At 65.8% G+C, this 19,450-nt stretch carries 15 protein-coding genes; 8 read left to right on the forward strand and 7 right to left on the reverse strand.

The genetic code is table 11. From position 1 onward, the window contains the following. Window positions 1-27 precede the first annotated feature (27 nt). From ACRYLO_RS12590 to ACRYLO_RS12620, 7 genes are all read right to left on the reverse strand, one after another. Window positions 28-1,821 carry a methyl-accepting chemotaxis protein gene (locus tag ACRYLO_RS12590; protein WP_482660473.1) on the reverse strand — a complete coding sequence of 598 codons (1,794 nt, stop codon included), beginning with the start codon at window positions 1,819-1,821 and terminating at the stop codon, window positions 28-30. A gap of 72 nt (window positions 1,822-1,893) precedes the next feature. Further along, the gene (locus ACRYLO_RS12595; RefSeq protein WP_482660474.1) at window positions 1,894-4,398 is read right to left on the reverse strand and encodes a TonB-dependent receptor domain-containing protein; all 2,505 of its coding nucleotides are present in this window, start codon (window positions 4,396-4,398) and stop codon (window positions 1,894-1,896) included. Window positions 4,399-4,787: 389 nt separating this feature from the next. Next, the gene (gene dxs / locus ACRYLO_RS12600; RefSeq protein WP_482660475.1) at window positions 4,788-6,707 is read right to left on the reverse strand and encodes a 1-deoxy-D-xylulose-5-phosphate synthase; all 1,920 of its coding nucleotides are present in this window, start codon (window positions 6,705-6,707) and stop codon (window positions 4,788-4,790) included. 110 nt (window positions 6,708-6,817) lie between these two features. Then, a complete protein-coding gene (locus ACRYLO_RS12605) occupies window positions 6,818-7,801 on the reverse strand; it encodes an AAA family ATPase (RefSeq protein WP_482660476.1) in 984 nt (327 codons plus the stop codon). Then, window positions 7,798-8,361, reverse strand: a complete 564-nt coding sequence (pnuC, locus tag ACRYLO_RS12610; protein ID WP_482660477.1) for a nicotinamide riboside transporter PnuC — start codon at window positions 8,359-8,361, stop codon at window positions 7,798-7,800. Before pnuC ends, ACRYLO_RS12605 begins: the two co-directional genes overlap by 4 nt. A 10-nt stretch (window positions 8,362-8,371) precedes the next feature. Then, window positions 8,372-8,845: a Fur family transcriptional regulator gene (locus tag ACRYLO_RS12615; protein WP_300495715.1), complete on the reverse strand. Its 474-nt coding sequence runs from the start codon at window positions 8,843-8,845 to the stop codon at window positions 8,372-8,374. A 43-nt stretch (window positions 8,846-8,888) separates the two neighbouring features. Further along, a complete protein-coding gene (locus tag ACRYLO_RS12620) occupies window positions 8,889-9,272 on the reverse strand; it encodes a MerC domain-containing protein (protein WP_422055670.1) in 384 nt (127 codons plus the stop codon). Between the two features lie 91 nt (window positions 9,273-9,363). Here ACRYLO_RS12620 and ACRYLO_RS12625 point away from each other — a divergent pair, with 91 nt between their 5' ends. The 8 genes from ACRYLO_RS12625 (at window position 9,364) to ACRYLO_RS12660 (ending at window position 19,448) form a co-directional block, all read left to right on the forward strand. Next, a complete protein-coding gene (locus tag ACRYLO_RS12625; RefSeq protein WP_482660478.1) occupies window positions 9,364-10,404 on the forward strand; it encodes a COX15/CtaA family protein in 1,041 nt (346 codons plus the stop codon). Beyond that, entirely contained in the window at window positions 10,401-10,715 is a 315-nt protein-coding gene (gene cutA, locus ACRYLO_RS12630) for a divalent-cation tolerance protein CutA (RefSeq protein ID WP_482660479.1), read from the forward strand. The genes ACRYLO_RS12625 and cutA overlap by 4 nt, the downstream gene beginning before the upstream one ends. Then, on the forward strand, window positions 10,712-11,548 hold the full coding sequence (locus ACRYLO_RS12635; protein ID WP_482660480.1) for a hypothetical protein: 837 nt from the start codon (window positions 10,712-10,714) through the stop codon (window positions 11,546-11,548). The genes cutA and ACRYLO_RS12635 overlap by 4 nt, the downstream gene beginning before the upstream one ends. Window positions 11,549-11,594: 46 nt before the next feature. After that, window positions 11,595-12,500, forward strand: a complete 906-nt coding sequence (locus tag ACRYLO_RS12640) for a hypothetical protein (protein ID WP_482660481.1) — start codon at window positions 11,595-11,597, stop codon at window positions 12,498-12,500. A gap of 141 nt (window positions 12,501-12,641) precedes the next feature. Then, window positions 12,642-13,121: a 50S ribosomal protein L13 gene (gene rplM, locus ACRYLO_RS12645; RefSeq protein WP_482660482.1), complete on the forward strand. Its 480-nt coding sequence runs from the start codon at window positions 12,642-12,644 to the stop codon at window positions 13,119-13,121. Continuing rightward, the gene (rpsI, locus tag ACRYLO_RS12650; protein ID WP_482660483.1) at window positions 13,121-13,642 is read left to right on the forward strand and encodes a 30S ribosomal protein S9; all 522 of its coding nucleotides are present in this window, start codon (window positions 13,121-13,123) and stop codon (window positions 13,640-13,642) included. The genes rplM and rpsI overlap by 1 nt, the downstream gene beginning before the upstream one ends. A 207-nt stretch (window positions 13,643-13,849) precedes the next feature. Beyond that, complete coding sequence (locus ACRYLO_RS12655) at window positions 13,850-17,365, forward strand: autotransporter domain-containing protein (RefSeq protein WP_482660484.1); 3,516 nt, start codon at window positions 13,850-13,852, stop codon at window positions 17,363-17,365. Between the two features lie 82 nt (window positions 17,366-17,447). After that, complete coding sequence (locus ACRYLO_RS12660; RefSeq protein ID WP_482660485.1) at window positions 17,448-19,448, forward strand: hypothetical protein; 2,001 nt, start codon at window positions 17,448-17,450, stop codon at window positions 19,446-19,448. Window positions 19,449-19,450: the final 2 nt, after the last annotated feature.

Genomic DNA, 19,450 nt, shown 5'->3' on the forward strand with positions numbered 1-19,450 from the left:
CTGGAGCCGGACGACCGCCCCGTTCGATCATGCCGCCCACATGTCCGCCGACATCGACCGGGCGACCCGGTCCTGCATCGCATGGACCGGACTGCGCCCACCCTCGACGGTGAACTGCGCCGCCTGATCCGCCAGATGCGTCACTTCGTTCACCAGCTCGCGCGCAGCGCTCGAGCTCTGCTCGACCATCGTGCTGGTCTGACGGGTGGACTGGTCCATCGTCCCGATCGCCGAGCTGACCTCGGTAATCGCGAAGGACTGGGCGTTATTGTCCTGCGCAATCTTGTCGAGCAGCGAATGGACCTCGTTCACATCGGTGGAGATATCGACGAGCGCGCTATCGACTTTCTGCACCATTTCGACCGCAGCGACGATGTCGGTCTGGGTCGCGGTCAGCTGATCGCGCGCGCGCCCGGCCTCTTCCTCGGCGCGCATCGCCAATGCAGAGACGAGGTCCGCAACGACCGCAAAGCCACGGCCCGCTTCGCCCGCACGCCCCGCTTCGACCGCCGCATTCATCGCGAGGACGCGGGTCTGGAACGCGATCTTGTCGAGCCCCTCGATCACGCTGTCGATGCCCTTGGCGCTGTCGGCGACGCGGCCCATCGCTGCGACCGCGCCCTCGGCGACCGATCGGCCATTGGCGACGGTGCCGATCGCGCCGTTCGCGCGCTCGACGGTCTGGCCGGCGGCGGCAGCGGTCGTCTTGAGCCGCTGGTCCATCTGAACGATCGCGGCGGACGTCTCCTCCAGGCTCGCGGCATTGGCCTCGGTCCGGCGGGCAAGATCTTCCGATGCTTCGGCGATGCGCCCCGATCCGGAATGGATTGAGGCGGTAGCCTCCATCACCGATGCGATCAGCCCGCGCAGGCTGGTCACCGCGGCGTTGAAATTGGATTTTACCGCGGCGTAATCGGCGGGGAAATCGGCGTCGATCTGCGCGGTCAGATTGCCGCTGGCCAGTTCGGAGAGCTGCGACGAGACGATCTCGACCACCATCTTTTGCTCTGCCTCGGCCTTTGCCGCGGCGGCATCGGTCGCCTGCTTGGCGATCGCGGCATCGCGAAACACCAGCACCGCGCGCGCCATGTCGCCCAATTCGTCGCGACGATCTGCCCCGTCGACATCGACATCGTTGCGGCCTGACGCCAGCGTGCTCATCGTGTCGGTCAATGATGCGATCGGGGTCGCGATGGCGCGGCTCAACAGCCAGGCAAGGCCGATCGCAAGCGCGATCAGTGCGACGCCGCCGACGATCAGAACCGTCGTTGCGGTTTCCATCGCCGCTTCCTGCGTCGCCGTGCCCTGTTCGATCGTCGCCAGCTCGGCGTCACGCACGTCGCGCAACGGCAGCACCGCAGCGCTGACCAGCACCGCCTTGCCGGCGGCCTGAACTTCCGCCTGCGCTCCGGCGAGATCGCCGCCATCGACGCGCTTGATCAGCCGGTCGCCCCATTTGGCGCGCCAGTCGAGCGTTTCCTTGCGCGAAGTCTTTACGGCTTCGATCAGCTTGGGATCGGTCAGTTCCGCCTCAAGCTCCGCCGACGCCTCGTCATAATCGACCCGCCCTTCCTCATAGGATTTGAGGTAGGATTTGTCGCCGGTGACCAGATAGCCGCGCATCTGGCTGTTCTGGCGCAGCAGCGCGGTTTCGAGCGCCAGCGCCTTGGCATAGCGGCCCTGCGCCGCCGTGTTGGCGTCGGTCACCGACCGGATCATCGAAATGTTCGAAAAGAACACTGCCATCATCACCGCCGCCGAGGCGCAGATGATCAGGAAGGAAAGGCCCAGTTTGCGCGGGATCTTCAGGGATTTGAGCATGTTCATAGCTGTGTCCGAACTCCGGGAGCCAATGCCGTTTGGCCGGGGCGGTTATGCCCCGGCCAATTTCGGTCAGAAGTCGAACCGCAGCGACGTCGAAACGGTGCGGCCGTTGACCGCCCGTCCCCAGCCGATGCCGTTCGCCGGCACCGCGTCCTGCGCGATGTCGTAGAACCCGACCGTGTTGAACAGATTGTTCGCATTCACCATCAGTTGGACCCGTTCGATGGGACGGAACTGAAGGAAGGTGTTGACCACCGCGAAGCCCGGCATCTTCAGCCCGTTGGTATCCTGAGCATAGCTGCTCGTGGTGCCGACCAGATTGAAGCCGACCGTGAACATCTCGGCATTGTACTGCGGCGTTACCTGATAGATGAAATCAGGCTGGTGGCGCGGCGTTTTGCCGACGACCGCCGGGTTCCGGTTGTCCGCACGGATTTCAGCGCTGGTATAGGTCAGGCCGCCGGTCACGCTGAACGGGCCGGTCCGGTAGCTTGCCTCGACCTCGGCGCCATAAGCCCGATAATCACGCAAAATCTCTAGACCGGTGCCGCCCTGGATGTTCCGGTCGGTCGTGTCGGCGAGGAAGCCGGTGATGTTGAGCGTGGCGTTCGACGCGCGATACTTGATGCCGCCTTCCAGCTGGGTCACCGAGTCATAGGCCGCGCCCGGCTCGACCAGGCTCCCGTCGGTGGTGCTGACCGACGGGGTGAACAAGATCTTGTCGGCCCCGGCGCGCCCGCCCTTGCTGTAGCGGGCAAAGACTGCCAGCGGCTCCGACACGCGCCAGTTGATGCCGGTCGAATAGCTCACATAGTCATAGTCGTAATTGACCGGTGCCGGACGCGACAGCGGAAGCGTGGCCGTGCGCGATTCCGCGTCCGAAATCACGCCGTTGCCGTTGAAGTCGAACCCGATGCGGCCGACGCGACCGCCGCCCAGATCGCTGCCGAACACGCGCCCGCGCACCTTGCCGATGTCATAGCGCACGCTGCCGCCGATCGCGACCGGGCCGACATGGAAGTTGACCGAACCATAGGGCGCGGTGACGTTGTAATCGACGTCGAACCGGCGACGATACTGGCCGGGAATGCCACCGACATTGAGGTCGAAGGCGACATAGCCGTCCTGGGTCAGCGGCGTGCCTGCGGCATTGCTGGCATTGAGCAGCGACGAGCGACCGCCACCCAGCGCGTCCTGCGTCGTGTTGGTGTAGAACCAGTTCGTGTCGATCGTCTGAAGCGACTTGTACACGCCGACCGTCGTGGTCAGCTTGCCACCGCCGACATTCCACACGCGCGTGGCGCGCAGGTCGTTATTGACGTTGTCGAGCGAATTGGCGTTGATTCGGATCAGCAGCATGTTGCCGACGACCCCGTTGCCGTTGAGCGTCGCCGGGTTGGCGATGACCTGCCCGGTATTCGGTCCATTGGCGTAGCTGAGCGTACCGGTCGCCCCGCCGAGCGATGCGGGAAGCGCAGCGCCAGAGAAGAGCGAAAAGATCTGATTGCGCAGCGTGCTGCCCGAGATGTCGGCGTAGCGGAAGCGCTCGGTGATCGTCCAGCCGGCGATGTCGAATTGCGATTCAAGCCCGATCGCCTTGACCTGGGCATGCATGCCTTCGGCGGTGCTGTAGGCGGCAGGGGTATTGGCCCCATCAAGCGTCACCAGGGTGGTGATGCTGCTCGACAGCATCGAATCGCGCCGCACGTCGAAATTGGGGAACGACGAAAACTCGGGATTGGCCGTCGTGCCCGTGATCTTGACCGGCACGGTGACATATTGCGGCGACCGGTCGTCCAGCAATTTGCCGTGCAGGCGCACATAGCCGCCGGCAAATTCCTTGGTGACGTTGAACTTGAGCTGGCCGCCCTTGAACGCGGTAAAGCCGACGTCGCGCGGACCTTCGCCGACGCGGTAGAAGCCGCCGATATGCATGCGCAGCGTGTCGCTGAGCTTCATGCCATAGTCGAAATCGAGCCGGTTGGAGTCATAGCCGAGGCCGGTAGTGAACGCGACCGAGCCGCCTTCGGTATCGCCGGTCTTCGAGATCAGGTTGATGAGGCCGCCCGGCGAATTCGACGCAAAGGTCGATGCCGATCCGCCGCGGATCGCTTCGATCTGCCCAACATTATAATCATAACGCAGGAAGATGTCCGATGCGACGTTGAAGATGTCACCAAATTCGAGGACCGGCAGGCCGTCTTCCTGAAGCTGCATGAACTTCGACCCGCCCGAAGCAAGCGGAAGACCGCGGATCGTGTAATTCGAATTGCCCTCGCCGGTCGAGCTTTCGGTGCGGATGCCGGGGATATTGCGCAGCACTTCAGCAAGGCTGCGCGCGCCCAACTTCTCGATTTCAGCGGCTCTCAGCGCGCTGGTCGACGTCGCGCTGTCGAGCGGATCGCGGCCCTTGGCCACACCGGTCGTGAAGACCTCGCGATCCGGCTCCTTGGATTCGGACGGCTCGGCCGCAGTCGGCGCAGTGTCCGATTCCACCGTGGCGTTCTTGGCTGATGCGGCAGGCGCAATCAGCGCCAAGGGCGCAACGGCGAAGAGAAGAAGATGCTTGTTCATGCGTAGCTTGCCCACCCTTAAAGACCTTGCCCGGACCCGCCCGGGCATTTTGCGATATGCGCGCACCACCGCAGCAGTGCGGAAGAGCGTCGCAACTATGATAGGATGCGGCAGGGGGGACGGGCGGCAGAGGCCAAGAATCTTTTCGGCAACGCGCGCGCCATCGAGTCCGAAAGCGACATTGAAAGTGCTACGAAATCTTTACACTCGGCGCGCGTTTTTCAGTTCAACGCAGCGCGGTCTGGAACATGGCGGTCAGTTACGCGGTATGACTTGACGCGATCCTGAGTAAGCGACGGGTGATCTTGCCACAGCAGGACGGCCGCCGATGCGCAGCGCCGACGGCACCGGACGGGCCGCTGATCATGATCGCCGATTCAGACGCCGATTCAGGCGGTCGCGCCGACCTCGGCCTCGTTCCAGCGCAGCGCCCGCAGCACCGTTTCGACGATGTGCGGCGCGTTGAGGCCCGCCTCGTCATATTGCAGCTCGGGCTTGTCCTGATCCTGGAACCGATCGGGCAGGCGCATCGTGCGCAGCTTCAGCCCCGCATCGATCAGCCCCTCGTCGCTCGCCATGGTCAGCACATGCGCGCCGAGCCCGCCGACGGCGTTCTCCTCAATCGTCACCGCGACTTCATGCGTGGTGAGCAGGCGGCGGATCAGCGCCTCGTCGAGCGGCTTGGCGAAGCGCAGGTCGGCGACGGTCGCCGAGAGCCCCTTGGCCTCCAGCATGTCGGCGGCCTTGAGCGCTTCGGCGAGGCGGGTGCCGAGCGACAGGATCGCGATCGTCTTGCCCTCCCGCACGATGCGGCCCTTGCCGATTTCCAGCACTTGCGGCTCGGCCGGCATCTCGACGCCGACGCCATTGCCACGCGGGTAGCGCACCGCGATCGGCCCGGCGTCATATTCCGCCGCAGTCTTGGTCATGTGCGCCAGCTCCGCCTCATCGGCGGCGGCCATCACCACGAAATTGGGCAGCGACGCGAGATAGGTGACGTCGAAACTGCCCGCATGGGTGCAGCCATCGGCGCCGACCAGCCCCGCACGGTCGATCGCGAACCGCACGGGCAGATTCTGGATCGCCACGTCGTGGACGACCTGATCATAGGCGCGCTGGAGGAAGGTTGAGTAGATCGCGCAGAACGGGCGCATACCCTGTGCCGCAAGGCCGGCGGCAAAGGTCACCGCATGCTGTTCGGCGATGCCGACATCGAAGCTGCGATCGGGGTGCGCCTTGGCGAATTTGTCGACGCCGGTGCCGCCGGGCATCGCCGCCGTGATCGCGCAGATGCGCGGATCGGTATCGGCCAGCTTGGCGAGCGTTTCGCCGAACACATTCTGATAGGCGGGCGGGCCCGGAGGGGCCTTCGCCTGCGCGCCCGTGATCACGTCGAACTTCTGGACGCCGTGATATTTGTCCGCCGCCGCCTCGGCCGGGGCATAGCCCTTGCCCTTTTGCGTCACGACGTGGAGCAGCACCGGGCCTTCCTTGGCGTCGCGAATATTCTCCAGCACCGGGATCAGGTGGTCGAGGTTATGACCGTCGATCGGGCCGACATAGTAAAAGCCCAATTCCTCAAACAAGGTGCCGCCGGTCGCCATCCCGCGCGCATATTCCTCTGCCTTCGAGGCAGCGCTGGTCAGGCGGCGCGAGATGCGGGCGGTGATCTTCTTGGCGAGGTTGCGCAGGCCGAGATATTCGGAACTGGATACAACGCGGGCGAGATAGGCCGACAGCCCGCCGACCGGCGGCGCGATCGACATGTCATTGTCGTTGAGAATGACGATCAGGCGATTGCCGGCCTGTTCGGCATTGTTCATCGCCTCATAGGCCATGCCGGCGCTCATCGCGCCGTCGCCGATCACCGCGATGCCCTTGCCGGGGGTACCGGCCAGTTTGTTCGCGATGGCAAAGCCCAAGGCGGCGGAGATCGAGGTCGAGCTGTGCGCCGCGCCGAACGGGTCATATTCGCTCTCAGCGCGCTTGGTGAAGCCGCTAAGGCCCCCGCCCATGCGCAGCGTGCGGATGCGATCCCGGCGGCCGGTCAGGATCTTGTGCGGATAGCATTGATGCCCGACATCCCACACCAGCCGGTCATCGGGTGTGTTGAATACGTAGTGAATCGCAACGGTCAGTTCGACTACGCCAAGCCCGGAGCCGAGATGGCCACCGGTGGTGCCGACCGCGCTGATCGTTTCCGCGCGCAGTTCGTCCGCGAGCTGGCGGAGCTGCGACGGCGCAAGCTTGCGCAGGTCGTGGGGCGTATCGACCGTATCGAGCAACGGCGTCGTGGGAAGTTCAGACATTCGACCGCGTTTACTCCACTGGATTGAACCTGTCCAACGGCTGACACCGCTGGCCAGCGCGCGTCATGAGCAATAACTGAGCAGTGCGTGAGCGCGGCGGTGACGCAGCGTCAATCGCGGCCAAGCTCTTCGACCGCCGCTACAGCGGCGTCGAAGCGCGCGTCCCAATCGCCGCGAATCGCGACCCACCGGACGCCAGCCTCGTCGAGGACGGCGCGGCAGAGATCGGCGAATTTCGCCCGGCTGGCATCCGCGCCATAGATTCGCGTGCCGTCATCGACCCAGGCGACATCGGGCTCCAGCAACAGATACAGGTCTGCGCGCGGATGATTCAGCAGCGCATCGGGCAAGGTGCCGAGCATCATCCGCGCCCAGGCCGCGGTCATCAGCGCATCGGTATCGACAAAGAGAAAGCGCGTCGCCCAGTGCTTCCACGCGGCGATCATCGCGGCCTGCGCTTCGCCGATCAGGGTCAGGTCGGCGGCGTCCATCTCGACGCCGTGCACTTCGGCTTGTGCGCGGCCATATTCGGGCACCCAGACGCTGCCAAACTGGCGCGCAAGCCGCTCGGCCAGCACCGACTTGCCGGTGCTCTCGACCCCGTGCAGCACGATCGTCCGCGTATAATGCGCGCGCACCGGGCCGGGCAGGAAGGCGGCGTGCGCCCAGGGATCGGCGCGCACCGCGCTGCCCGACAGGCCACCGATGCCGTCTGGATCGGCCACCATGATCCGCCCGCCGAGCGGGATGAACAGCCCGCCGACCTCTTCCGCGAGGCGCTTGCCATAATCCTCGCCCGCGAAGAGCAGATCGATCGGTTCGGGATGCGCCGCGCCCACGATCGCGCGCCAGATCGGCCAGAAATCGGGGCTGTCCTCGGGCGCTTGCGGTACCGGCGCGCCGTGGCCGACCACGTCGCAATCGGGCAGCAGCTCGCGCATCCACGCCAGTCGCGCTTCGCCGGGGATCGGGTCGTCGGGCAGCCAGCACACCAGCACGGTCAGCCGGTCGACCATCGCCCGCGCCGCGCGCGCCAGCGTCAGATGCCCGGCATGCGGCGGCATGAACTTGCCAAGCAGGAAGCCGCGTTTCACCGCGCCACGCTCAGTTTGGCGCGCCAGGCGAACAGCCCCCACACCGCCATGCCGAGGAAGATCGCGTAGAGGATCGCCGTCGGAACCAGCCCCCGGCTCCAGAACAGCCCGACCGCGAGAATGTCGACCGCGATCCACAACAGCCAGCTTTCGACGCGGCGCTGTGATTGCAGGATCTGTGCGGCGACGCTCATCCCCGCCACCGCCGCATCGGCGTAGGGCGCGGCGGCATCGGTGTAGCGCGCCATAGCTGTGCCCCATGCGATGCTCGCCGCGGCGGTACCCACAATCCACCCGACGCGGGCGGAATAGTCCAGGCGGCGCACGGCGACGCCATCATCGACCCGGTCACTGCGGCTCCAGCTCCACCAGCCATAGAGCTGGATCACGAGGAAGAAGATCTGGAGCAGCGCGTCGCTGTACAGCTTCGCGTCGGCGAACACGAAGAAGTAGAGCGCGACCATCGCGATGCCGAACGGGTAATTCCACAGGCTGCGCCGCGCCACCAGCGCGACATTGACCAGCCCCAGCGCCGCCGCGGCAAGCTCGACCGGGTTCAACTTGGTGGCTTCAGTCGCAGTCGGCGCACTTGCCGCGCACCTCGATCACCGGGCGCACGGGCGAAAAGCCGGCGCCCTTGGCCGCCGAACGGACGGTGCGCGTGATCGAATCATCGTCGAGATGCGTGGTGTTCCCGCATGAATCGCAGACAAGGAAGATGCAGTCGTGCAGGCAATCGGGATGGGCGTTGGCGACATAGGCGTTGGCGCTTTCGACCCGGCGCGCGAGATTCGACGACACGAACAGGTCGAGGATGCGATAGACGCTGTTCGCCGCGACCCGCCGCCCTTCGCGCTTCGACACCGCCTCGGCGATGTCATAGGCGGAGGCGGGCTTGTCGAAACCGGCGAGCACCTCGAAGATCGATGCGCGCATCGTCGTCCATTGCTCGCCCGCCTTCTCCAGCGTCGCCTGTGCGGCGGCCGTCAGGTCGGACCCGTGATGTTCGTGATGCCGATGGTTTTCTGGCGTGTGCGCGTGCATGGCTCGAATGTAGGCTCGCGCCGGGCGCTGGGCAAGCGCGCGGTCAGTAAGTGGCGCGGCGGTTGAGGTCATGCCCCAGCGCCAGGATCGCAACGCCGATCACGGTCCACACGATTTCCGGCCCGCCATGCTCGAGCGTCAGCGCGCCGGCCATGATGCCAAGGCCGAATGCACCGACCGCCGCCGGCATCATATAGCCATGCTTGAGGATCCCGCGGCCCAGCGCCACGATGCCAAACAGGATCGCAGCGACCAGACCGACTTCATGGATCAGCGGATGCATCAGCGATCCCGCTGCGGAGGCAAGCGCAAGCAGCACCGTCGTTGCCAGGCAATGCGCCAGACACAGGCTCGACAGCCCGATCGCCACGCGATCGAAGCGCATGTCGACCTGTTCCCAGAATCGGGGGGCGAGCAGCTGGGCCATGCGCGCGATATAGACCGGCATTGGCAAAGTTACAACATTACATGCACGACAGAGTCTGGCATTTATGGTTGCTGCCGCATAGATTGAGTTGGTGTCCGAGTTCAGCAATCCCATCCGCCCGCGCGCTATCGCCAACTGGTTGACGGTCGTCGCCACGCTCATTGTCCTGATCGTCGTCGTCGGCGGGATCACGCGTCTGACCGAATCGGGGCTGTCGATCACCGAGTGGAAGGTCGTGTCAGGCATCCTGCCCCCGCTCAGCGAGGCGGCGTGGCTGTCCGAATTCGAGAAATACAAGCAGATCCCCGAATATCAGCAGATCAATCAGGGGATGAGCCTGGCGGCGTTCAAGTTCATCTATTTCTGGGAATATATCCATCGCCTGCTGGCGCGGGTGATCGGCTTTGCCTTTGCCGCGCCGTTGCTGTGGTTCGCGTGGAAGCGGGCGATTCCGCCGGGCTATGGCCTGCGGCTGGTCAGCCTGCTGGTGCTGGGCGGTCTTCAGGGCGTGATCGGCTGGTGGATGGTCAGCTCCGGCCTCGCCGAACGCACCGATGTCAGCCATTTCCGTCTTGCCGCGCATCTGCTGCTCGCGCTGTTCATCCTGGCCGTGCTGACCTGGACGATCCTCGACCTGCGCCAGCTTGCGCGCGATCCGGGCTATCGTCCGGCAAAGCTCAACGGCTTCGGGTTTGGCGTTGCCGTGATCCTGTTCATTCAGCTGCTCTACGGCGCATTCACCGCCGGGTTGAACGCGGGGCTCGTCACCAATGAATGGCCGCTGATGAACGGCAAATTCTTCCCGTCCGAAGTCCTTGGCGTGCGCTCGGTCCTCGACGCTGCGATCAACGATCCCGCGATGATCCACTGGATCCACCGCTGGTGGGCATGGGTCACTGTGGTGGCGCTGATCCTGCTCGCCCGCCGCACCCGCGCTGCGGGAAGCCGCAGCGCGTCGGTCGCGATCCATAGCGCGTTCGGCGTGCAGATCCTGCTCGGCATCGCCACGGTGATGAGCGGCGTCGACATCACGCTGGGCGTGCTGCACCAGTTTGTCGGCGCGCTGCTGGTGATCGCCACCGCCTGGGGCATCCATGTCACTGGGCGGCGCGTACGGGCCTATCGCGGATGAGCGACATCGCGCTGATTCATGCAACCTTCGCCGATGCGGCGGAGGCCGAGCGGATCGGGGCGGATATGGTCGAAGCGCGGCTCGCCGCCTGCGTCAACTTGTTCGGCGCGTGCACGTCCATCTATCGCTGGCAGGGCGCGGTGGAACGCGGTGACGAGCACCGCGCACTGTTCAAGACGACGCCCGAACTTGCCCGCAAACTCGCCGATGCCATCGCCGCCCAGCACAGCTATGATCTGCCGGTGATCGAAATCTGGCCGGTCGCAGCGGGCGATGCTGTGGCCGACTGGGTACGGACCGAAACACGGTGATCGCCGTCGCGCTGGTGATGGCGGCGCAGGCGGCGTCGGCATTTGCACCGCCCCTCGACGAACGTCTGACGATGACGACCGAGACCGTGCGCAGTGATCGCGTGAACACGCGTCGCTTTGTCGCGCGCCGGACCCTCCGCTTTACGGCTGCACCCGATGGATATCGCGTGGCCGTCACGCTGGAGGATACCGGCGTGGGTGAGGTCGAAACCGATCCTGCTGGCCTGCTGCGCGCTGGATTTGCGGGGCTTAAAGGGCGAACGGTCGTACTGCATCTCGACCGGGCGGGGGCGGTGACCGGGATGGATGATGCGGGCGCGACCTGGCGTGCGGTGATCGATGGAATGGCCGCGCTCGCCCCGACCGGCCCCGATCCGGCGACACAGCAACGCGCCGCCCGCGTCCGCGCGATCGTGACGGCACTGGCCGCCCAGCCTGAGCCAGCCCGGCAGCGGATGATCGCGTCACTCGTCACGCCGTTGATCGCGCCCGAGCTGGTCACCGAGGCGGCTACGCCCGCCCCGCCGCGCGCGGTTCGCGTGCCCGCCACCTCCATCTATGGCAAGACAGAGCTGGACGGGTTGCGCGCCGTGCGGGCGCGTGCCGACGGCATCGAAGTGTCGGTCAGCGCGACCGGCCCGATCGCGGTCACGACTGCCGAAGGCGCAGCCAGCGCGGCGATCACGCTCGAAACGCTGCGCCGGATCGACCCGCGCACCGGGCTGGTGGTCGAAAGCCGCGAGCGGGTCGAGACGCTGGCACCGGACGGAGGCTTGCAATCCGAACGGCTTACCGTGACACGCCTGCAGCCGGCGGGTGACGCCGAACGATAAAGGGCTAACGATGCGTTGGGGGCTATGGATCCTGGCTGCGGCCAGTATGACCGATGTGGCAGCGGCACAGCCGATCGCGGCGGGCGGCGCGGAGGCCGCCCCCGTACAGCGCACAGAAACGCGCTTCGCCCCGCCGCTCGGCATCATCCACCGATTCCGATTGACCGTCACCAAGCGCGGCGAAACGCACAGTTGGGTCGAGGAAGTGCGGTTCGAACGGGGCGGCGACGCCTTTGTCGCCCATTGGCGGATGGACGCATCGTCGATCCCGGCAGCGATGCGCCACCCGCTGCTCCTCCCGATGATCCAGCCATTCACCGGAACGCCGCTCGCCTTCGATCTCGATGCCGACGGCACCGTCGTGCGCACCCGCGATTGGCCGACCCAGCAATCCCGCCTGCTCAAGTCGATCGACGCCAGTCGGCCGCTGATCGTCGCGGCGAGCGGCGCGGACAAGAAGCAGATCGACGCTGTGCTGGGATCGACGCGCGCGATGTTCGCCCGGCTCGACGCACAAAGCGGTGCCGACATCATCCTCAAGAACATCGCGCCGATCTTTGGTTGGGGGGATTACGGGCTGACGCTTGGCCAGCCGGTCAGCGGCAGCGAGATGGTTCCAGTCGCCATGCTCGGCACCAGTATCGAACGCTATTCGACGATCGAGCTGACCGCGCTGGAGCCGGGACGCGCCCGCATCACGCTACGCTCCGAATTCGATGGCGCCGCGATGCGGAGCACGCTGGAAAAGCTGGGCGCGATGGGCGCCAATGGCGACGCCGCCGCCAAGGCGCGCTTCGCGCAGTCGCTGGCACAGGCCGAACAGATGCGTGCGGTCCAGGCGACCGACGTCCTGCTCGACCTTGCAACCGGCTTGCCGCATCGGGTCGAAGTCGTCGTATCGGTCGACGGCAAGCCGCGCGACCGCACCATCGTCGAATGGCTACAACGCTGACGGTACTCAGATACCCGTCAGCAATCCCGCCATTTGCTTGACTTTTGCCTCCCATTTCGTCAATTGGCCGCCGTTCGCGCCGTCCTGCGCCAGTTTGGCAAGGGGCGGCGTCATTCATTTAAACCCAAGAGGTCTGGCCCCATGAAGGCGCTCATGAAGACCACCAAGTCGGTAAAGCCGGCCGAGGTGGAGAAGAAGTGGCATATCGTCGATGCCGAGAATCTGGTCGTCGGTCGCGCCGCGGTCGTCATCGCCAACGTCCTGCGCGGCAAGCACAAGACGAGCTTCACCCCGCACGTCGATTGCGGTGACAATGTCATCGTGATCAACGCCGACAAGGTGCGTTTCACCGGCAAGAAGCTGGCGGACAAGGTGTACTACAAGCACACCGGCTACGCTGGCGGCATCAAGGAAATCACCGCACAGAAGGTGCTCGAGGGTCGTTTCCCCGAGCGCGTTCTGGAAAAGGCGGTCGAGCGCATGATCCCGCGCGGTCCCCTGGGCCGTCAGCAGATGCGCAACCTGCGCATCTACAAGGGCGCCGAGCATCCGCATGAGGCGCAGAACCCCGAGGTCCTCGACATCGCCGGCATGAGCCGCAAGAACAAGGTGGGCGCATAATGTCCGACAATCGCCAGTCCCTTTCCGATCTGGGTGCGATCGCCGACGGCGCGCCCGTTGCCGAAGCCACTGAAGCCGGCGTTGCGACCCCCGCGGTTTCGACCATGCCGCTGCGTCAGCAAGAAATCGACAAGCTCGGTCGCGCCTATGCGACCGGCCGTCGCAAGGACGCCGTTGCCCGCGTGTGGCTGAAGCCCGGTTCGGGCAAGATCACGATCAACGGCCGCGATCAGGAAATCTATTTCGCGCGTCCGACGCTGCGTCTCGTCATCAACCAGCCGTTCGGCGTCGCCGAGCGTGACGGCCAGTATGACGTCATCTGCACCGTCAAGGGCGGTGGCCTGTCGGGTCAGGCCGGCGCGGTCAAGCACGGCATCGCCCAGGCGCTGACCAAATATGAGCCGGTGCTGCGCGCACCGGTCAAGGCGGCCGGGTTCCTGACCCGCGACCCGCGCGCCGTCGAGCGCAAGAAGTACGGCAAGGCGAAGGCCCGCCGCAGCTTCCAGTTCTCGAAGCGCTGATCGACCTTCGGGCTCGATCTTCGACATGCGAAAGGGCGGTCCGCACGGGCCGCCCTTTTTCGTTTCGCCAATGTGTTGCTTCGGCGCATCGTAGAACCCGCAACGCGCCGCTGCCGATCCGCGGCTCTTGACGCGCCACAAAACTGCAATAGCCTCATCCCCATGACCGTGCGCCAACTCGCAGCACGCAAATAATTGGGGGATATCATGAATTTTGCACGCATTACGCGCGCGTCGCTGCTGCTTTCCGCAGCGGGGCTGGGCCTTTCGGCGATCGCTACGCCGGCATTTGCGAATGACGCGCCAGCCCCGCGCGGGCCGCTGGACCTTACCGCAAGCACGCTGGTGCCGCACAGTGGCGCGCCGACCGGGTCGGTCGAAACCCCGCATACCGGCCCAGCGCTTGGCGTGGTGACTCCGACCGGCACCGGCTTTGTCTCGCCCGACGATGTCGTCGAGACGCCCGATATCACGATCAACAACGGCTTCACCCCGGTCCAGGCCTATGACCCGGTCAACATCACCGGCATCGGCCAGATCATCACCGATGCGGGCGGTGGTTTCATCGGCACCTGCACCGGCACGCTGATCAACCCGCGCACGATCATCTTCGCCGCCCACTGCGTCAACACCCGCGCGGCAACCGCTTATGGCGCCAATTCCGGCGGCGTCGGTGCCGGCGTCGGCTTCGAAACCAATACCCGCGCCAATGGCGTCGGCCAGACCGACGAACTCGTGCGCTGGCTGCTTGGCGGCACGGGCGGTGCGGGCCGGTTCCAGAGCAACACGACGCAGCATTTCTACAACATCAGCCAGGTGTTCTACGATCCGCGTTCGCTGAATGCCGCGTCCTGCACCTCGGCAACGTCCTGCTTCCTGGAAGCGGACGTTGCGACCGCCGTACTCGACACCCCTGCAGCAGGCGTCCCGACCTGGGCGCTCTTGTTCTCGCCCCTGCCTACGCCCGGTTCGATCGATCCGGTCAACGGTACCGGCTATCACGTGAACATCGGCGGCTATGGCAGCTTCGGCAACGGCACCACCGGCGCATCGAGCGGCGGCAATTTCCGCCGCCGGGCGGCGGAAAACATGCTGGGCGCGCTGGTGTCGATCAACACCCGCAACGAGTTCCTGTTCGGCACGTCCGGGTCGCCTTCGCGTCCGCAACAGCTCTATTTCCTCGATTTCGACGATCCCGCGCGTGGCACGGCGACGGCGAATCCGCGCGACTTCAATGGCTTCCGCGACGATGCGCTGCCCCGCGAAGGCTTGACCGGCCCGGGCGATTCGGGCGGCCCGCTGATCCTCGACCGTGCCTTCTCGACCCCGGTCGTGATCGGCGTGCTGTCGGGCGGTTCGACCTTCTTCGGCGGTCAGCCCGGCGGCAGCTACGGCACGCAGAGCTTCTATCAGCCGCTGTTCCTCTATTGGGACTGGATCGTCGCCAACAACCCCTATCGTTACGTGACCGCTGTCGCCGGCAACCGTAACTGGGAGGACGGCGCGGCGTGGGTGACCGAGCTCGACCCGGCGTATCGCGTCATCACCAATGGCCAGTTGGTCAACGGGCTGCCGACCAATCTGGGCGGCGCCAATTCGGGCAATGGCCCGGAATTCGGCGAGATGTGCTTCCAGTCGCCGAATACATCGCCCACCCCGATCTTCGAATGCTACAATCTCGCCACCGGTGCGTTCACGACCAATGCACCGACCAGTGCATCCGATTCGAGCGCGCCGGCGATCGCCAACGTGGCGGGCGATGCCGATGTCGCAGCGGATCCGAGTGTGCCGCAGGCGATCCCCGGCTATTCCGACACCGTGGCACCTGCGCCGACGCTCGCCAACGGACTGCCCGGCGCGACCGGGTTCGTGCCGAACAATGTCGATGGCGTCCGCACCACCGGCGCGATCGGCCGCTATTATGACGTGACGCTGCGCAACACCGGTGTGATCACGCTCAACTCGACTGTTACCGTCGATCGCTTCTCGATCATGGGCGCAACTTCGCAGCTGACCATCGCCAGCGGCGCATCGCTGACCAGCCTCACGGAGATCCGCCAGAATACCGGCACGATCCTGAACAACGGCACGCTGGCATCGTCGGGCGACTATCTGATCCTGTCGGGCATGCTGACCGGATCGGGTCAGGTCAATGCGCCCTTCACGACGAGCGTGCTGGGCAGCTTCGCGCCGGGGACGATCGGCACCACTGGCACGCTGACCTTCAACGGCGGGCTCGTGCTGTCGTCTGGATCGGGCTATCTGGTCGATCTTGGCGCCAACGGCACGTCGGACCGGATCGTTGTCGCGGGCGCGGGCAACCAGGCCAATCTCGGCGGCAATCTTCAGATCAGCTTTTCGGCGGCAACGCTGCGCGCCGGCAACAGCTACACCATCCTGACCGCAGCAGGCGGTGTCGTCGGCACGTTCAATACCCCGGCGGCGATCAGCGCGATCCTGACCCCGACGCTGACCTATTCGACCAATTCGGTCGTGCTGAACGTTGCGGCAGGAACCTATGCCAGCGTCGTTCCGGCGTCGAACGTCATCGGATCGACCTGGGCGCGCCTGCTCGATCAGAACCGCAGCCAGCAGGCAAAGTTCGACGGCCTCTATGGCCCGCTCGACCTGCAGAATGCCTCGACGATCATCAGCACGCTCGGCAGCTGGGCGCCAGCCTCGGAGACGACCGCGCAGACGCTTGGCATCGCCACCACCGACGCCAACTCCACCTTCATCCGCAACCGCCTCAATGGCCTCGATCCTGCCAATCTCGGCGGCTCGCTGGCGCATTATGGTCGCCCGGTGCAGGTCGCCGCGCTCAACCTGATGCCCGCCATGGGCGCAGCTCCGGTGCGCAGCGATGCCGCGACGCCGGTGGTGCAGGAAGGCGCGCTGCCCGAAACGATGAGCGGCTTCATCTCGGGCGGCTATCTCAACGGCGACGGCGCGGCGATGAGCGGCATGGGCGGGCGTGACAGCTATAATGGCTGGTATGTCGGCGCGGGCCTGGAAGCCTCGCTCGGCGACACCAGCCTGATCGGCTTTGCCTTCACCTACACCGATACCGACGGCACCACGTCGTTCGGTGGCCAGAGCGCGAAGGGCGAGGCGGTTCAGGGGACGCTCTATGCCAAGAAGAGCTTTGGCAGCGTCACGCTCGACGGTCAGGTCACCGCCGGTGCGATCGGCGTCCGCACCCAGCGGACAGCCGGCTTCCTCGGCACCAACTATACGCTGCGCACCCGCGACAATGCGATGATCGTCGGGACCGAAATCGGGCTTGGCTTCGACCTGGGCACCGATGCGATCGAGATCGCCCCGCGAATCGCCGGGCGCACCACCTGGATCGATTTCGGCAGCGCGCAGGAATCGGGCGGGCCGATGGCGCTCGACATCGATCGCAACGACTATGAAAGCTACCAGGGTCGCGCCGGCCTGACGGTGGCGGGCAAGTCGGACGGCCTGCGTCCGTTCATCACCGCGACCTATGTCCATGAGTTCGGCGATCGTCCGGCCACCGTGGGTGCGAACCTGGTCGGCGGGACCGGTGCGAACGTCGCATTCGCGCTCAACGGGCAGGACAAGGACTGGGGCGAAGTGTCGGGTGGTCTGACCTTCCGCACTGGCGCAGTCGATCTGTCGGTCTCGGCCGACTCGACGTTCCTGCGCTCCGACCTGTCGGCCCAGACTTATCGTGGATCGGTTACGTTCCGCTTCTGATGGGGGCACGGTAATTCACGAACATCGAGAGGGCCGCCCCGTTCGGAGCGGCCCTTTCACGTTGCAGGGCGGGGAGGCATGCATGCGGATCGGAATCTGTATCACACTCGGGGCGGCGCTGGCGGTTGCAATGCCCACCGCAGCGCAAGCGCAGGGTCCTGAAGCGACGCCCGAGCAGGCGTTCGAGCGGGAGCTGGCTGCACACGACCTGTCGGCCGCGGCCACGAGTCTCGATCGCCTCATTGCCGCGCGGATGCCCGCCGGGGACAAGCCCGTCCCCGATCCATTTCTCAATCATCGGATCGGGCGTTTTCTGCTCGCTGCCGGACAGTCACGCGCCGCGTTGCCGTGGCTGGAGGCGGCCGACGCCACCGGCGATACGGCGCAGGCGCGTGCCGGTCTGGCACTCGACCGGGCGCGGGCGCTGGTGCTGATCGGTGAGGCACAGGCCGCGCTGCCGCTGATCGATACTGCGTTACGCGACCTCTCCGATTCGACCGCACGCGGCGCGGCACAGCGCCTGCGAATCGACGCGCTGCTTGTTACCGATCCGGCGGCCGCGGCAGCTGCACTGTCCGGCATAGCCGCCGTCCGCGCCGACGATCCCCGTGCCGAATGGGACTGGGCGCTCCTCGACGCACGCGCGGCGCTGCTCACCGGGTCCCCCTCCGCCCCGATCAAGGTGCGTCACGCCTGGATGAGCGCGACCGCCGCTCCGGTTGCCGCATCGGCGCCTGCCCGCGCGGCCGCACTGATGGCCATGGTCGAGGAACAGGCAGGCAGTCGCGCCGGCGCGCTGGCGATGATGGCCGCGGCAACGCGAACCGAACCCGACATCAGCGCCATTTCGAAACAGCTGTCGGCCATCCTGCCCCCATGTGGCACTGCGGTGACCCCGGCCGATCACATCACTGTGGCATTGCATCGCGACAGCCTGAGTGGCGCGACGCGCATTTCGGCGATCGCTGCCAGCCGCCCCGGGATGGTTCCCCATTTTCTGTCCGGAGTGAATGGCGCAGAGGTGATGTCGAGCGGCGAACTGAACACCGCCGCGACCATTGCGCGGCTGCGCTGCCGCGTCAGTCCCGCGTATGAAGCAACCGCGCGCACGGCGAGCCGCGACCCGGCGGCGACCTTCATGGCACAGCGCGGTCTGTTCCCGCGCTTTGGGTACGGCGGAACCGACGAGGACCGGCTGAACGCTGCTTCGCGAGAAGTCGATGCGATGACTGCCCGGTACGGCGCCGACAGTCCATTGCTGCTCGGCTCGCTCCTGCGCCTGATCACCTTGAGCCAGGTGCGCCTCATGGAAGCGGGAGATATCGCGCCTACCCGTCTGGTCGATCTGAGCAACCGGCTCGACCGGGTGCTCGCGGCTGCGGGCGACACTGCGGCCTTCATGCCCCGCGACGCGAACTACTTCGCTGCATTCGCCCGGGCCGTGACCGCGTCCTCGCGCGGGGAATCGACACGGATCATGGCCGATTCCTTTCGCGCCTATATTGCTGCCGTCGATCCATCTACCGCCTACACGACCCTGGCCCGTGCTGCCGATAACGTAGAGCCGGCGCAGCTTGATGCCATGCGCGCGGATCTGATCGCACGCGTCGGCAAGACCCTGCCCGCCACCGACCCCCGTATCGCCGCGATGCGGCTGGCCCGCGTCAGCGCTGCACGCACCGCAGCAGACGGCACGCTTGCGGCGCGCATCCGCGAAACCGGGCTGCCGCGTGACCTGTGCGCGGTGCAGCCCGTCGCACCACGACTGCGCAGCACCGAAATGTCGAATGACGACTACCCCGCCGACGGGCTGATTGCAGAGATGACCGGCCGAATGACGCTGGAGTTCGATCTCGATGCGTCGGGCAAGCTGCGCACGCCGCGCGCGATCATCGCGGTGCCGCCGATCCTGTTCGACGGGGTCGTGACCCGCCACATCGGCGGGATCAGCTATGTTCCGGCCGAGACCGATGGCAAGGCCACCGCATGCCGCGCGATGACCATGGCGATCCGCTGGAAGATGCCTGAACGTAGCGAGGGGATCCCCGACATCGTCCCCGAAAGCTGGATTCCGGGAAATTGAGC

The sequence above is a fragment of the Sphingomonas sp. SDUR79 genome, from assembly GCF_056821745.1.

Bases quoted from the DNA above. Each gene is read 5' to 3' on its own strand.
- rplM (WP_482660482.1), top strand. From the start codon at position 12,642: ATGAAGGCGCTCATGAAGACCACCAAGTCGGTAAAGCCGGCCGAGGTG.
- ACRYLO_RS12655 (WP_482660484.1), top strand. From the start codon at position 13,850: ATGAATTTTGCACGCATTACGCGCGCGTCGCTGCTGCTTTCCGCAGCG.
- ACRYLO_RS12660 (WP_482660485.1), top strand. From the start codon at position 17,448: ATGCGGATCGGAATCTGTATCACACTCGGGGCGGCGCTGGCGGTTGCA.
- cutA (WP_482660479.1), top strand. From the start codon at position 10,401: ATGAGCGACATCGCGCTGATTCATGCAACCTTCGCCGATGCGGCGGAG.
- ACRYLO_RS12640 (WP_482660481.1), top strand. From the start codon at position 11,595: ATGACCGATGTGGCAGCGGCACAGCCGATCGCGGCGGGCGGCGCGGAG.
- dxs (WP_482660475.1), bottom strand. From the start codon at position 6,707: ATGTCTGAACTTCCCACGACGCCGTTGCTCGATACGGTCGATACGCCC.
- ACRYLO_RS12590 (WP_482660473.1), bottom strand. From the start codon at position 1,821: ATGCTCAAATCCCTGAAGATCCCGCGCAAACTGGGCCTTTCCTTCCTG.
- ACRYLO_RS12615 (WP_300495715.1), bottom strand. From the start codon at position 8,845: ATGCACGCGCACACGCCAGAAAACCATCGGCATCACGAACATCACGGG.
- ACRYLO_RS12620 (WP_422055670.1), bottom strand. From the start codon at position 9,272: ATGGCCCAGCTGCTCGCCCCCCGATTCTGGGAACAGGTCGACATGCGC.
- rpsI (WP_482660483.1), top strand. From the start codon at position 13,121: ATGTCCGACAATCGCCAGTCCCTTTCCGATCTGGGTGCGATCGCCGAC.
- ACRYLO_RS12595 (WP_482660474.1), bottom strand. From the start codon at position 4,398: ATGAACAAGCATCTTCTTCTCTTCGCCGTTGCGCCCTTGGCGCTGATT.